Source organism: Bacillus aerolatus (assembly GCF_009183655.1).
GTDB lineage: Bacteria > Bacillota > Bacilli > Bacillales > Domibacillaceae > Pseudobacillus > Pseudobacillus aerolatus.
Genome location: NZ_WEIO01000006.1, coordinates 150,675 through 165,860 on the forward strand (window position 1 = coordinate 150,675; position 15,186 = coordinate 165,860).

The 15,186-nt window shown below is 41.2% G+C and carries 13 protein-coding genes; 4 read left to right on the top strand and 9 right to left on the bottom strand.

The window, feature by feature from the left end:
• The first annotated feature begins 88 nt into the window (after nt 1-88).
• From yidC to F9802_RS11765, 3 genes are all read left to right on the top strand, one after another.
• Nucleotides 89-847, top strand: coding sequence for a membrane protein insertase YidC (yidC, locus tag F9802_RS11755; RefSeq protein ID WP_152152151.1), 759 nt, complete (start codon nt 89-91; stop codon nt 845-847).
• A gap of 185 nt (nt 848-1,032) precedes the next feature.
• Complete coding sequence (locus F9802_RS11760) at nt 1,033-1,689, top strand: 5-bromo-4-chloroindolyl phosphate hydrolysis family protein (RefSeq protein ID WP_152152153.1); 657 nt, start codon at nt 1,033-1,035, stop codon at nt 1,687-1,689.
• On the top strand, nt 1,689-2,870 hold the full coding sequence (locus F9802_RS11765; RefSeq protein ID WP_152152155.1) for a toxic anion resistance protein: 1,182 nt from the start codon (nt 1,689-1,691) through the stop codon (nt 2,868-2,870). The genes F9802_RS11760 and F9802_RS11765 overlap by 1 nt, the downstream gene beginning before the upstream one ends.
• A 92-nt stretch (nt 2,871-2,962) precedes the next feature.
• Here the strand turns inward: F9802_RS11765 and brnQ are convergent, their stop codons facing one another.
• The 5 genes from brnQ to F9802_RS11790 form a co-directional block, all read right to left on the bottom strand.
• Nucleotides 2,963-4,270 carry a branched-chain amino acid transport system II carrier protein gene (gene brnQ, locus F9802_RS11770; RefSeq protein WP_152152158.1) on the bottom strand — a complete coding sequence of 436 codons (1,308 nt, stop codon included), beginning with the start codon at nt 4,268-4,270 and terminating at the stop codon, nt 2,963-2,965.
• Nucleotides 4,271-4,486: 216 nt separating this feature from the next.
• Nucleotides 4,487-6,400 (bottom strand): vWA domain-containing protein, encoded by a 1,914-nt coding sequence (locus F9802_RS11775; protein ID WP_152152159.1) that lies wholly within the window; start codon nt 6,398-6,400, stop codon nt 4,487-4,489.
• A 9-nt stretch (nt 6,401-6,409) separates the two neighbouring features.
• Nucleotides 6,410-7,231 carry an ATP-binding protein gene (locus F9802_RS11780; RefSeq protein WP_152152289.1) on the bottom strand — a complete coding sequence of 274 codons (822 nt, stop codon included), beginning with the start codon at nt 7,229-7,231 and terminating at the stop codon, nt 6,410-6,412.
• A gap of 277 nt (nt 7,232-7,508) precedes the next feature.
• Complete coding sequence (locus tag F9802_RS11785) at nt 7,509-7,940, bottom strand: Rok-like winged helix domain-containing protein (RefSeq protein ID WP_152152161.1); 432 nt, start codon at nt 7,938-7,940, stop codon at nt 7,509-7,511.
• 202 nt (nt 7,941-8,142) lie between these two features.
• Nucleotides 8,143-8,340 carry a DUF6501 family protein gene (locus F9802_RS11790; protein WP_152152163.1) on the bottom strand — a complete coding sequence of 66 codons (198 nt, stop codon included), beginning with the start codon at nt 8,338-8,340 and terminating at the stop codon, nt 8,143-8,145.
• Nucleotides 8,341-8,701: 361 nt separating this feature from the next.
• Between F9802_RS11790 and sda the strand changes: the two genes are divergently transcribed.
• Nucleotides 8,702-8,833 carry a sporulation histidine kinase inhibitor Sda gene (sda, locus tag F9802_RS11795; RefSeq protein WP_152152165.1) on the top strand — a complete coding sequence of 44 codons (132 nt, stop codon included), beginning with the start codon at nt 8,702-8,704 and terminating at the stop codon, nt 8,831-8,833.
• A 265-nt stretch (nt 8,834-9,098) separates the two neighbouring features.
• Here the strand turns inward: sda and odhB are convergent, their stop codons facing one another.
• The 4 genes from odhB to F9802_RS19955 form a co-directional block, all read right to left on the bottom strand.
• Nucleotides 9,099-10,349, bottom strand: coding sequence for a 2-oxoglutarate dehydrogenase complex dihydrolipoyllysine-residue succinyltransferase (gene odhB, locus F9802_RS11800; protein ID WP_152152167.1), 1,251 nt, complete (start codon nt 10,347-10,349; stop codon nt 9,099-9,101).
• Nucleotides 10,350-10,467: 118 nt separating this feature from the next.
• The gene (locus tag F9802_RS11805) at nt 10,468-13,290 is read right to left on the bottom strand and encodes a 2-oxoglutarate dehydrogenase E1 component (protein ID WP_152152169.1); all 2,823 of its coding nucleotides are present in this window, start codon (nt 13,288-13,290) and stop codon (nt 10,468-10,470) included.
• 460 nt (nt 13,291-13,750) lie between these two features.
• Nucleotides 13,751-14,275 carry a DsrE/DsrF/DrsH-like family protein gene (locus tag F9802_RS19950; protein ID WP_225435320.1) on the bottom strand — a complete coding sequence of 175 codons (525 nt, stop codon included), beginning with the start codon at nt 14,273-14,275 and terminating at the stop codon, nt 13,751-13,753.
• 3 nt (nt 14,276-14,278) lie between these two features.
• Nucleotides 14,279-14,884, bottom strand: a complete 606-nt coding sequence (locus F9802_RS19955) for a sulfurtransferase TusA family protein (RefSeq protein WP_225435329.1) — start codon at nt 14,882-14,884, stop codon at nt 14,279-14,281.
• Between the last annotated feature and the right edge of the window lie 302 nt (nt 14,885-15,186).

The window sequence follows — 15,186 nt, forward strand, 5'->3', positions numbered from 1 at the left end:
ATTGAGAGGAAATTTAAGGTATACTCATTTTAGTTTTTAAGAGAAGCAGTTTGATTGCCGCAGATCGGCTTATAGGGGGAACTATACTTTGAAGAAATCATCCTTATTACTATCTTTTTTACTTGGTTCAACTCTGTTTCTGACCGGATGTCAGGCCGCTGAACAAGAAGGCCGCTTTTTCCACGATTACCTCGTCCGGCCTTTTGTGGAACTCATTCACACGCTCGGTGAACTGCTCGGCAGCTACGGTTTTGCTATTATTGTCATTACTCTTGCTGTCCGGCTGATTTTAATGCCATTTATGCTGAACACAATGAAGAAACAGCAAGCTATGAAAGAAAAAATGGAGATCGTCAAACCGGAAATGGATAAGATTCAAAAACGGTTAAAAGCAGCAAAAAACCAAGAAGAGCAGCGAAAAATCCAGCAGGAAATGATGGCCCTTTACCAGCAGCACAATATTAATCCTTTTTCGATGGGCTGCTTGCCAATTTTTTTACAAATGCCCATCTGGATGGGGCTGTATTACGCTATTCGTATTTCTGAAGAAATTCAGCATGCTGAATTTCTCTGGTTTAAACTTGGCCAGCCGGATATAGCTATGGCACTCATTGCCGGTGTGATGTATTTTATTCAATTCCGCGTATCGATGATGAATATGCCTGAACAGCAAAAACAACAAATGAAAATCATCGGTTTACTTTCACCCGTTATGATTCTCGTGTTTTCTTTTACGACTCCAGCAGCATTGCCGCTGTACTGGGGAGTGAGCGGACTTTTCCTCATTGGACAAACGTGGCTGAGCAAAAAGATTTATCCTTCCAAACAAGTAACAGAAAGCAATTAAGAAAACGGAGCAGCTTCAATAAAGGCTGCTCCGTTTTTGCTTTTCATTTGACTTTTTCCTCTGCTTTCTTTAATAGTAGGAATGAAAGCAACATTTTTAAATGATTGATGATCACTTCTAATATTTTTGAAACTTTTTGGCGGATCGTGCGTATAACAAGGAAAACATTAATTGGAGTGAGTACGATGAAGAACCCTTTACTTTTTATTCTTCACGCATTGATCACCGTCCCTGTTGCTGTATTGTCCGGGCTGCTCTTAGTGAATCAGTTCGCCCTCTCTCCCTTGCTGGCGTCTGCCGGAGCTGTTGCCGCAGGGGCAGTCGTTTACTTCGGTCTCGGTAAGTATGCGGATGCGCGTTTATATAAAAAATATGGATTAACGAGAAAAGAATATAACTTCATTTTCGAAAATATGAAAGAAGCGAAAAAAAAGCTAAGCCGCCTGCAAAGTGTGTTCGTCCGTGTCCGCAGCATCAGCTCATTAAAACAAATGATTGAATTAAACCGCCTCGTGCGCAGAATTTTCTCTGTCGTGAAAAAAGAACCGAAACGTTTTTATGAAGCGGAATCATTTTTCTATTCACACTTGGATTCTGTTGTCGAGCTGGCTGAAAAATATGCATTGTTAAATACACAGCGGTTGAAAAATGCCTCCGTGAAACAGTCTTTACTAGAAACGAAAGAAACGCTCGATGACTTAACAAAAACGTTGGAAAAAGATTTACACAAAGTGTTAGCAAAAGATATTGAACATTTAACATTTGAACTCGACGTGGCCAAGCACTCATTAAACAAGCGTGAGCTGCCAGAAGACCGCGAAGAAGGGAGCCGAAAATCGTAATGACAGCAGACAACGATAAACGACCAACTTTACTGAAAGACAATTTACATGAACTTGATGATTTGCTTTCTTCCCCGTTCGGAGAAAATTTACTGGAGCCGAGTCCAGATCAGCCGCTTGAAAAGAAGCAGCAGCCAAAGAGACTCATTGATGTATTGCCGGATGAACATCGCATAAAGGCCGAAGAACTGGCGAAACAAATTGATCCGGCGAATCACCAGTCGATCATCAGCTATGGAACAACCGCTCAATCGAAGCTCTCCAGCTTCTCTCACTCCATGCTCGACCACGTACAACAAAAAGACATTGGATCGATTGGAGACATATTAAGCGACTTGATGGCAAAGCTGCAGCAAGTCAATCCTGATGAATTGAGTCCGGAAAAGAAAAATATGTTCAGCCGCCTTTTCAATAAAGTATCAGGTTCAATTCAAGAAATCATGTCAAAATACCAAAAAGTTGGCACTCAAATTGACCGAATCAGCATTAAGCTTGATCATTCTAAAAAAATTCTCATTGAAGACATTCAAATGCTGGAACAATTGTATGAAAAAAATAAAGAGTATTTTCAAGCATTAAATATTTTTATCGCTGCCGGCGAATTAAAGCTGGAAGAGCTCGAACATGAAACCATTCCTGCACTCCGCCGCAAAGCGCAACAATCAGGTGACCAGATGGATTTTCAAGACGTGAATGATATGATCCAATTCGCCGATCGTTTAGAGAAAAGACTGCATGATTTAAAGTTGAGCCGCCAGATCACGATTCAAAGCGCTCCTCAAATCCGCCTGATCCAGAATATGAATCAGGCACTGGCTGAAAAAATACAATCATCCATTTTAACAGCCATTCCTTTATGGAAAAATCAGGTGGCCATCGCTCTTACTCTTGTAAGACAAAGAAAAGCGATGGAATCGCAAAAGCAAGTATCTCAAACAACTAATGATTTACTGTTAAAAAATGCAGAAATGCTAAAATCGAATACGATTGAAACCGCCAAAGAAAATGAACGAGGCCTTGTAGACATCGATACGTTAAAGAAAACGCAATCGAATTTAATTTCTACACTTGAAGAAACGCTGCGCATTCAGCAGGAAGGACGCGCGAAACGCAAGCAAGCTGAACAAGAATTGTCTTCTATGGAAAACGAGTTAAAACAAAAACTATTAAATCTTGAATAAAAAACAACCTTGCTTGTTCAAAAAAAATCCGCATCTTCACTATGCGGATTTTTTTACGTCTATTTATATACATTCACCTGTGTTTCTTACTTTTATTTAAAAAGATGTTTTTTCCTCAATGAGCCGAAAAGAAAGCCCAGCAATCCACCAGCGATCGCCGGCAAAACCCATCCGAGTCCTGAAGAGAAAAATGGAACCCATGAAATAGCATGATGCAGAGCTGTATCAGTTAATCCGAATGCAGATAAACCATCATTCAAACTGAACAGTGCTGTCATTAACACCGCACCGATATGAATCCACTTTGAATCGTTGACGAAAGGATGAATAAAAGCGAGTAAAACAAGCACGATGGCAAATGGATAAATCGTAATAAGAATTGGAACGGAAATCGAGATGATTTGAGTCAATCCCATATTCGCAATGATAAAACTAATTAATGTTAATATTCTGACAAACCCTTCATAAGAAATAGCTGGCCATCTGTCTGCAAAAAACTGCGCACATGCCGACGTTAACCCGATGCAAGTTGTTAAACAAGCCAACGCGACAATTGTCCCGAGCAGCACACGCCCACCTTCACCGAACAACATTTGAGAAGCTGCTGTCAGTAATACTCCGCCGTTAGCAAAATCCTCGGTGATCTCCATTTTCGCGCCGATCCAGGCAATAGAAATATAAACAGCGGCGAGTCCGATCCCTGCAATGATCCCTGCTGCGACAGTCGCTTTTACTCGAACAGCCCTATCTTGTATGCCATTGTTTGCGAAAGCAGTCATAACAACAATCCCGAATGCCAGGGCCGCAATCGTATCCATCGTTAAGTACCCTTCGATAAAACCAGCCGTAAACGGCGCTGAGGCATACTTTTCTGTTGGTGTGGATAATGGAGAGTCAAATTTAATAAAAGCTGCAATACAAAGCGCTGCGATGGAAATAAGCAAAGCGGGTGTAAGCCATTGTCCAATCCGGTCTACAAGTTTCGAAGGATTTAAACTGAGCAAGTAGACGATAATAAAAAATATGACCATAAAAATAAATATAAATACATTATTTGAACTGTCAGCTAAAAATGGAGCGACACCCATTTCAAACGACACACTAGCCGCGCGTGGAATGCCAAAAAAAGGGCCGATCGCTAAATAAACAACTACCGAAAAAACCAGCCCAAAGACTGGGTTGACTCGGTTTCCAATAGAAGTAATTCCTCCTTCTGCCAATGAAATGGCGACGACGGAAAGAATAGGCAAACTGACACCAGTAATGACAAACCCTATGATAGCCGGCCAAAAAGATGTTCCGGCTTCCATTCCTAAAAATGGAGGGAAAATTAAGTTTCCTGCCCCGAAAAATAAAGCAAAAAGCATAAGTCCGGTAAAAAATATATCTTTTCTGTTCAATGATTAACTCCTCTCGAGAAGATGGCGAAGGCGTTTTATACACGCTCACGCGAAAAAATCCCGTCCATTAAAGAACGGATCTTCTCTCTCCTCCTTAATACCGAGTCTTATTCTACTCATTTCGACAAGATGTGTCAACAGAACTATTAGAATCTTTAATATTAAAAGATAACAATGTACTATACTAAGGAGAGAAAATTACTATTTCTCTCCTCGTTAAAAACTTTTATATAATAATTTTTTCAATAACGGAAAGATAACATGAGGCAATTCATTTATATCTGTAACAAATATACTATATTTTCCATATATATTTTGTATCGTTTTCTGCTGAGCTTCAGCAATTTCCCCATCTGCAAGAAACACGTTAATAACTTCTATTCCAAGTTTACGTGCTTCGAGCACAGCTTCATGTGTATCAATGATTCCATTGCGGTCATAATCGTATGCTGCTGGTTCTCCATCAGAAAAAACAAGCAGAAATTTTTGCTTTTCGCTTCTTCTTTTTATCCTTTCTGTTACAACCCGAATAGCAAAACCGTCTCGATTATCTTCTTCCGGTTCAAGCTGCATAACTTCAGGACCGCTTGCTGACTGAAGTGACGCCTCGTAGTCGATGACTGTATGAAAGTAATTAGGCTGCATCGTGTCAGATGCCCCGCTCGTATCTTCCCAAAATCCAATTACTTCATGTGGGACTCTAACGGATTTTAACGCTTCATGAAACAATACGATCCCGAGTTTCGTTTGTTCCATTTTGTCTTGCATGGAAGCCGAGCAATCAACAAGAAGTGTAAAAGTGGCATCAATTTCAGTCGATGGCTCCTGCTTCTTATAAAACAGCCGTGGCTGATCCTCTATGAAGAAGCGGATGAGTTTTTTATTTAATCGCCCTCTGTGCAGATCACCGCGCGGCTGAATTTTTTTATGTTCAAGTGTTTTCTCAATCATGTTTTTCAACTTTTTTTGCAGAGAAGCAATTTGCGCTTTTTGCTTTTTATATTTATTAATCGCTTCCGGATCAGCTGGTTCAGCTTTCTTAAAGCAAGGAACAGCAAAGCGGTTTTCTTTTCCAAACACTGCTTGGCCGCCGCCTTGCACTTCTTTTTTTAAGTTTTCGGCCGGCAGATTAGCAAAGTCTTTGCGGCTTGTTTCCTGGGCTGAACCTTGCACCATTGCGAGCGCCTGATCTCCTGCTTCTCCTTCTCTTACCCCCTCGCCCATCAGCTCCGTTTTTGACCCTTGATCCAAATCAAATTGTAGAAAGCTGCTGCCGAGCTCGCTCGTTTCCCGGTGCCACGTACGAAACTCTTCATCTAAAATTTCTTCTTCGCCAGATTTTTCTTCCTCCAGGCGGTCATCATTTGCGAGCGGGTCTTTTCTTTTTAAATCATGAAAGTTGTCACCTTCCATATTCTCATACGCAGAAAGTTCGGGGAGGTGGAAATATTGGTTCAACAAATCATGGTTTAATATTTCTTCCATTATTTCCACCATCGTTTCACTGATTTTAATCACGTCAGCGGTTGAGCGCGCATCGTAAAATTCCATGATTGACCTTTGCAAAAAAGGCATGGCCGCCTCTATTTCTTGATTGATAAACGGCGGATCTACCGGGGAGTCCGCATGTAATAAAATAAATTGTAAATTAAACAGAGCATCGGCAGACAAGCTTTTGACAAGGTTCACATTCAACTGTGTAGTGAAATACTGCCGATACATTCTTCTCCTTGCAGCAAATGCTTTCTTTGTGCCAGGGCGATCTTTTTTACATATCTCCTCCAGCCTTATATCTTCTGCCATGACAACAAGCTGCTTGGCAAATGTTAAGATGGGAGAACGTTCGATTTGCTGCAAAAATGCCCTTATCGCTTGTTCATCCGTATGCTTCCAGCTGCCAAGCGCCCGCAAAAAGATGTCCGATTTAAAGCCGTCCCACGTATCCCCTGCCGGCCGGTGATTCCAAAAATGACTGACATAAATTTTGTTTTCCTGCTTATTTACATAAGCGTAAGGACTATACTCTACTTCAACTTCCGGTTCTTTAGTTAATGTTTTCGCCAAGTCAGACAATTGCATAAACAAAAAAGAATCGATCGTCTCATCATTAAATTGAATAAAGCGTTTCATGAAATCTCCTCATTCGAAAAGTGTTTCAGCAATATTTTTCACTGCTGCCTGTTCTCGTTCATCTTCAAGCTTATCGATAATTCCACGCTGGATGGCCCGCAAAGGAGGCATATACAAAGCTAAATCGCACGTATCAATCAATGCCCGGATAGATGCTGCTTCCTCTGATATTTGTCCGTTTTTTACTTGAGTGATTAAATCTTGTGATAAAGCTGCAAATCGCTCAATCAATTTACTATCTTGCAGCTGGCTCTCGGCTTTTAAAACGTGAATAAGTGTTTCCCCGCCTATATAAGGAACGTCAATCACAATGAAACGGTTTTTTAACGCCTCATTTAAAGGAACGGTCCCTACGTACCCTTCATTAATAGCCGCAATGACACCGAAAGACGGCTCTGCGGTAATCACTTCTCCCGTAAATGGGTTAGTAATCATCCGCCGGTAATCTAATACTCCGTTGAGCAGAGGCAGTGTTTCCGGCTTAGCCATATTAATTTCATCTATATAAAGCAAATGGCCTTTTTTCATCGCTTTAACAACCGGACCCGGAACAAATTCGATAACATGCTTTCCATTTTGTTCTGCAATGGTTTTGTAGCCAATCATGGCTTCAGCATCAAGATCGACTGAACAGTTGATGCTGTGCATCGGCTGAGAGAAAATGGCTGACAGCGTTTCGGCCAGCTTCGTTTTTCCTGATCCTGTCGGGCCTTTTAATAACACATTTTTTCCTAAAGAAAGGGCTAGGACAGCGTCAAGTAAGATCGATTGATCCTCAGGCTGATATCCTTTATTTCCAATGAGCCAGCTTTCTTCCGTATGTATAAACATTTGATTTCTTTCTTTTATTTTCCGCTCAACTGCAGATGGCAATTCTTTATTAAACACGAAAATCGTTCCTTTCCTCTTTAAAGTAACTCATCTTTTCTATCATACATTTTCATTGGGCAGGCGTAAATTAATTGAGAAAGAACAAAAGCGTAAGCGTCTTGACCAGCCTTAGGCAAAAATGTTCTTTCATCAAGGCAATCCGCCTTTTGACTTCATTAATGAAAGGTTATTTGACCTCAAGGGAGCTAGACGATAAAAAAACTGACCGCCACAGCAATCAGTCTTCATACTCATATATGTATAGTCCTCTTCCTAATTTACGAACCCGATGGTTTTCACGTTCGAGTCCAACCATAAATGTTGTCATATTGGCTATCTTTTTTCCTGTTTCCCCTTCAATTTGCCGTTGAAGTTCAACTCCACGAATAGGTGTGTTCTGAACTTTTAATATGGAGACTGCCATTTTACGCAGTTCTTCAAGATTTTCGCTGCGCCGCCCTCTTCTCTTTCTTTCTTGCGGCAAACCGCCAATTTTAGTCATTGATACAATTTCTTTTGAACTTTCAGCTTTTCCTGCATCAATAGCGTCCAATTCTTTTAATCGGCGGAAAATAGCCTCTCTCTCTTTTTGAAATTCCTGTATAATTCTAAATTCTGAATTAGCCAGCTGTTCCAATCTGACTTTTAATGCAATTCTTTCATCAAACACCTGTACTCCCCCTATGATGGACACAAACAATCTGATATTTATGTATGGAAAAAGTTGGACTGTCAAAATTGCCAGCCTCTTCCCTGCCCATTATCTTAACAAAAAAACCCTGTAAATACTAGCAATTTTTTCATATTATTCAAAGCGGGCATTTCCACTCTTTTTCCTAAATTGCGATCATTATTTCAAACATCTAATTAAGTTATTCAAAATATTCTTTGTAAAAGCCTGATATTTTCCCTTTATCATCGACGAGAAAATAAAATTCTTCCGTTTCATTTTTGACATCATAAAGCTGTCCTGGAGTTAATCTGTTTTCTACCATATACTTTTTAGCATTCGTATGAAGGCATTTCACTTGCTTCACTGTCTCTTTTTTTGTCCATTGAAGATGATTCATAATTTCTCCTTTCAATTACTAGCCTATTGATAATAGACGTAATGGTTTCTCTTTTTATCATAGCATAATTGAATTCAGGCTGAAAAGTTGTTTCATTGAATAAGAACGTTTGTCCTTACTTAAGATAACTTCAGTTTACATAATGTTATTATTTAATACAAATTCATTTTCTATGAAGCAGGCAGCCCATCAGGTCTAAAAGGCTAGTCTTTTTATTTCTCCCTCTTACTTTCGAAGGAAATTAAAAGATATTCTTTAAAAACTCCGTATAATTATGTATAATAACAGAAAATAAAGATTAATCTTTATTGTTTACTTTCAAAGCCACGGCAGTACCGACCTATTTGAAGGAGGTAATTTCATGAAAATCATGAGTAATGAAATGCTTGTAGCAGCCTATCGGGACGCAAAGAACAAAGGCCAAGACGCAGATTGGATTAGAATGCTCCGAACTGAAGTGCAAAAACGAGGTCTTATCACCACAAAAAATTAACTTAAAATGATGAAGGTATGCCAGTATATGGCATACCTTTTTTGTAAAAGCAAAAAGAACAAAAAAGCGAAAGTGGCTCGACAGCCTGCCATATGCTTGTCGCCCTAGAGCAGTCGCCTCCTCTTTTCTATAAAGAAGTCGGTCTTTTTTGACTTCATTGAGGAAGGGTTATTTGACCTCGAGGGGCTAGGCGCTTACGCTTGCCGTAGACCCGTCCCCATTAAGCAACAGAAAACCAGCCTGCAGGAGGCTGGTTTTCTTATCTTTATCCTTCAAGCAAAAGATCTTCCGGATTTTCAATTAAATCTTTCACCATTTTCAAGAATCCTACCGCTTCTTTTCCATCAATGATTCTATGATCATAAGAAAGAGCCACATACATCATTGGACGGTTTTCCATACGATCTTTATCGATAGCTACAGGGCGCGTTTGAATCGTGTGCATGCCAAGAATACCTACTTGTGTGCCATTCAGGATCGGTGTAGAAAGCAACGAGCCGAACACACCGCCATTTGTGATAGTGAATGTGCCTCCTTGAAGGTCGCTTAAAGCCAATTTGTTGTCACGCGCTTTCAAAGCGAGCCCTAAAATATCTCCTTCGATTTCAGCAAAGTTTTTACGATCACAGTCACGGACAACAGGTACTACGAGACCTTCATCAGTAGAAACGGCTACACCGATATCATAAAATTGCTTCAATACAAATTCATTTCCATCAATTTCTGCGTTTACATACGGATATTTTTTCAACGCAGCGACAACTGCTTTCGTAAAGAAAGACATAAATCCTAGGCGGACATCGTGATCTTCAAAGAATTTGTCTTTTTTACGTTTGCGCAGTTCCATGACCGCTGTCATATCGATTTCATTGAACGTAGTGAGCATTGCTGCTGTTTGCTGTACTTCTACAAGTCGTTTAGCAATTGTTTGGCGGCGGCGGCTCATTTTTTCACGCACGACCGGCTTGCCATCGTCTTGTTTTGGCGCAGAAGCTTGAGATGGCTTAATTGCTTGTTGTTGAGGCGCCGTTTGTTTTGGTTCATTTGCAGAATATGAACCTACATCTTGCTTGCGCACTCGGCCCATTGGATCAACTGTAGGAACCTCATTTAAATCAATGCCTTTTTCACGAGCCAGCTTGCGAGCCGCAGGTGAGGCAATTGGGCGCTGCTTCGTTTCTTCTACTGCCGGTCCTTCTTGTACTGCTTCTTGTTTCACTTCTTCTTGTTGAAGAGCTTCTTTTGGCGCTTCTTCCGCTGGTGCAGATGCAGCCGCGCTGCCTGCTTCTCCTACAATGGCAATTACTTGGCCAACTTCCACTGTATCTCCTTCAGCTGCTTTCAGTTCTTGAATAACGCCGCCTTCTTCGGAAATAACTTCCACGTTTACCTTATCTGTTTCAAGTTCAACGATGTATTCTCCTTTTTCTACAACATCTCCAGGCTGCTTCAGCCATTGCGCTATTGTACCTTCAGAGATTGATTCTGCCAACTCCGGAACTTTAATTTCAGCCACTTTCGTGTCCTCCTCTAATGTGCATTCATCTAATCAGTCATTGTTAAAATGAAAGTAATTTATTTGAAAGCTGAACAGGCCAGGAATAAAACGGCCTGTCCGCTTTTCATCCAGTTTATTATTCTTTCGTAATAGCCGCTTTTAAAATACGCGCCTGTTCTTTTTTATGAACAATCGCATCCCCTTCAGAAGGGCTGGAGCGGCGGCGGCGGCCAATGTAACGGACGCTTGCTTCTTCAGGCGCCACGTCGCGAAGCCGCGCATCGATATAAGTCCACGCACCGAAGTTTTGTGGTTCTTCTTGCAGCCATACAACTTCTTTTACGTGTGGGTATCGGGCTAAAAACTCTTTTATTTCTTCTTTCGGGAATGGATACAATTCTTCCACTCTTAAAACATGCAGCCAGTCAAGGGCTTCTGTTTTACTGATTTGTTCAGCTAGATCAATCGCTACTTTACCGCTGCAAAGAACGATTCTTTCCACTTTTTCCGGATTGCTGCCGAGTCTTGGTTCCTCTACTACCGCTTTAAAAGTACCAGAAGTGAGTTCTGAAGCTTTAGAAGCAGCCAATGGGTGGCGCAGCAAGCTCTTCGGCGTCATAATAACGAGCGGGCGCACTTCTTCTTTCTGCAAAATAGATGCCTGGCGGCGCAGAATATGGAAATATTGAGCCGTTGAAGACAAGTTGGCCACCGTCCAGTTATTTTCTGCGGCGTTCTGCAGGAAGCGTTCTAAACGGCCGCTTGAGTGCTCCGGTCCTTGTCCCTCGTAACCATGAGGCAAGAGCATAACGAGCCCGGATTTTTGTCCCCACTTCGCCCGGCCGGAAGAAACAAACTGATCAAACATGACTTGTGCCATATTGGCAAAATCACCGAATTGAGCTTCCCAAAGAACAAGTGTTTCTGGAGAGAATACGTTATAGCCGTATTCAAAACCAACAACAGCTGTTTCCGTCAATGGGCTGTTAATGACAGTAAAGGATGCATTCGACCCTTCTAAATTATTAAGTGGTACATATTCCGTGCCTGATTTTTCATCATGGAGCACAAGATTGCGGTGAGCAAATGTACCACGCTGAGAATCCTGGCCAGTCAAACGAATTGGAGTTCCATTTTTTAAAATAGAAGCAAAAGCAAGTGTTTCCGCATGGCCCCAATCAACTTGTCCATCTTTTTCAATTACACCTTCGCGGCGTTTTAAAATACGTTCCAGCTTTTTAAAGACGTTCAAATCTTCCGGCCAATTTAGTAGTTCGCTGTTAATTCGGCTTAAAACATCAACTTCCACTCCTGTCTCGCTAGTTGGAAGTTCTTTTTCAACGAATTTTGGCGGATTCATAATAATATCCGGGTTTTCATCTTTCTTAGGGACCGTTTCATACAGATCTTTCAATTTCTTTTCATTGTCTTCATAAAGTTTATTAGCTTCATCCTTCGAAACCACTCCGCGGTTAACGAGCTTTTCCGCATAAATTTCCCGGGCTGTCGGATGTTGGTGAACCATTTGATACATCATCGGGTTCGTCGTCATCGGCTCATCCATTTCATTATGTCCGAAACGGCGATAGCCGATTAAGTCAATCACGAAGTCTTTTCCAAATCGATTGCGGTAATCAACCGCCATGACCGCTGCAGCAATACAAGCTTCCGGATCGTCAGCGTTCACGTGAACGATCGGTACTTCAAATCCTTTTGCCAAGTCAGAAGCGTAACGAGTTGAACGGGAATCATAGCTTTCCGTCGTAAATCCAATCATATTATTTGCAATGATATGAATGGATCCGCCTGTTTGGTAACCAGGAATTCTGCTCATGTTAAATGTCTCACTTACAATGCCTTGTCCAGGGAAAGCAGCATCGCCGTGAATCAAAATCGCCAGAGCAGACTCTGTATTTTGTTCAGGGTGGCCAGGTTTTGTACGCTTTTCTTGAGCTGCTCTTGTGTAACCGGTCACAATCGGGCTCACCACTTCAAGGTGGCTCGGGTTGTTAGCAAGCGTTACACGAGTCACATCAGCGTCATCTTTGAAACTGTGATCTGCACCAAGATGGTACTTTACATCACCTGTCCAGCCATATGTAGTCATTTTCATAGAGCCTTCAGGAAGCAAATTTTTGCTTGGCGCGTGTTGGAACTCCGCAAAAATCATTTCATATGGCTTACCTAGAGTATGGGCAAGAACATTTAAACGACCTCTGTGGGCCATCCCGATATTAATCGTTTTTGCACCTCTCTCGGCTGAATGGCTGACGAGTTCATCAAGGAGGGGAACCATCGCATCCAGACCTTCGATAGAAAAGCGTTTTTGCCCGACGAACGTCTTGTGGATAAACTTTTCAAAACCTTCCACTTCCGTTAATCGTTTTAACAGCTGAACTTTTTGCTCATTTGAAAATGTTGGATAATAATTAGTTGATTCAATTTGCTTTCTGAACCATTTTCTTTCTTCTAAATCATGGACTTGGGCTAGTTCAAAAGCCAGTTTATCTGTGTAGACTTTTTTCAAATGTTGGATTGCATCAAATCCGTCTTTAATATGCGCTGGTGCATCAGGGCATAAATATTGAACAGGGACTTTTCTCAGCTCTTCTTCCGTTAAGTTGAATGTGCTTAATTCGATACGGTACGTATCTTTGTTGCGGTCATTCAACGGATTGATATCTGCCGCAAGATGTCCATACGTACGGATGCTGTCAGCGAGTTTTACTGCGTTAAACAGAACATTCAAGTCATTGCTTGATGCAGGCACAGCTGCCTGGCCGCCTTCTTCATGCAGCACATCTGCCACAGGCGCTCCCCATTCTTCAAACATTTGTTTCATTTCAGGATCCACTGAATCAGGATTTTCTAAATAGTGCTCGTACAACTCCATTACATATCCAAGGTTTGGTCCGGAGAAATGACTCCACGGATTCCCTTGGGCTGTCTGCATTTTCATTCTGAAAAACCTCCAACTATTTCGCCCATTAATTTTTACTGAAAAATATTTTTATGAGTGTACAATGTCTTAAAATACCACTTTATTCACAATGATACACCCAGATTGAAAATTTATACTGCCTACAAGGACATCTTACCATTGCAAAGTACTAAGGGGAAGCGTTTGAGCTTATTTTGCTAAATATATTCTACATTTTTCGCCATTAGAATTTGACAAGTGAAATTCATTCTGTTAATTAGCAAGTTAAATGCCATCTCCCCGCTTGATTCATTGCTTTATATTTATGCCTAAAAGGAGCAGCATCATTTTTCCATGTACCATCTTACTACTCTTCCTAGAAAAATCCAATGTTTTTTCAAAAAAAATTCACAATTATTATGTAACTCTTCATTTATACATTTTTTCTCTGCTTTATGAGTAAAAATTGCTGTTTTAACGACTGCGTGCATGCGTTTTTTTAGAGGAAGAGAAGATAGTCTTTGTGACAACAATGAAATAAAAAAAAGCCCGTGAGCTGACTTTTTCCGTCTGCGCACGGGCTAAAGTGATTAAATAAATTCAAATTAGCTTCTTCTGCCTGACCAAGATAAGCGGCTACCCCGCCAATCTCTACACCATCGATTAATTCTTCTTTTCTAATCCCCATGACGTCCATACTCATGGCACAAGCAACAATATTGACGCCCATGTCCATAGCGTTTTGCATAAGCTGCTCTAAACTGTCCACGTTTTTCTTTTCCATGACCTGCCGGATCATTCTTGCTCCCATGCCGCCCATATTCATATTGGAAATAGGCAAGTTTTTAGGACCAGCCGGCATCATTTTAGTGAACATCTTCTCCATAAAGTCTTTTCCTTCCTGAGGCACTTCCTCCTCCCGGCGAAGAATATTCAACCCCCAGAACGTAAAAAACATGGTCACTTTTTTCCCCATCGCTGCCGCTCCTGTCGCAATAATAAAGGAAGCAATGGCTTTGTCCAAATCCTAATTGAAAACAACAAGCGTGGCTCCTTTAGTTGTGTTTGCGTCAGCCGTCTGGGCAGCTGCCCCTTTTTTGACGTACACAGTCGTCGTGCTGCCGGCTGTTTCACTGCTAATATACGTATTTCCGGTGTTGGAGCACCACGCCTTCACATCGGGGATGAACCCCGGATCGGCCACTTTTACTTCCAGCACTTCGCCATCCTTCATGCGGTTCATTGTTTGGAACACCTGGCTGATCGGTCCCGGACATTGTAATCCTGAGCAGTTTAATTTCACGTCTGGTTTAACATCCTTTGCCCGTGTTGGCTGGGCAGCCGGAATATTATTATGAGATGACGAAGCTTGCTGGTAGTCCGCATATGCTCGATAACCGCCTATCACATTAAAAGCCTCAAAGCCATTTTCGCTTAATAATTTAGCGGCTGCTTCCCCGCGCTTGCCTACTTGGCAGGACACATACACCGGCTTGTCTTTAGGAATTTCGCTAAGACGGTTTATTAATTCTCCAAGCGGAATATTTTTGCTTCCTTCTATATATCCCATCAATCTTTCTGATTCATCCCTGACATCGATTAGTAATGCTCCACCTTTTACAAGTTGATCTATTTCCTGAACGCCTACTGTTTTTTACTTCTTTAGCTGTTTTATTCATAAAAAGTCCTCCTTCTTCATTACACATACAGGGGTATATTTTTATTTAAAAAAATACTTCACTTTTTCTATCTTAATGTGAAAATCACTTTTTTCCAAATACCCCTTGTAGTATATTCAACATCTTTCAATACAGTTCGTATGGTACACTATTAAAAAAACAGGTAATCATAATGACGAATACAATGATTCATTTAGAAAGCATTTGCTGGCTTCGCGAAGAAGTGTCGGCGAATAATATTGACAAACAAGGCTGC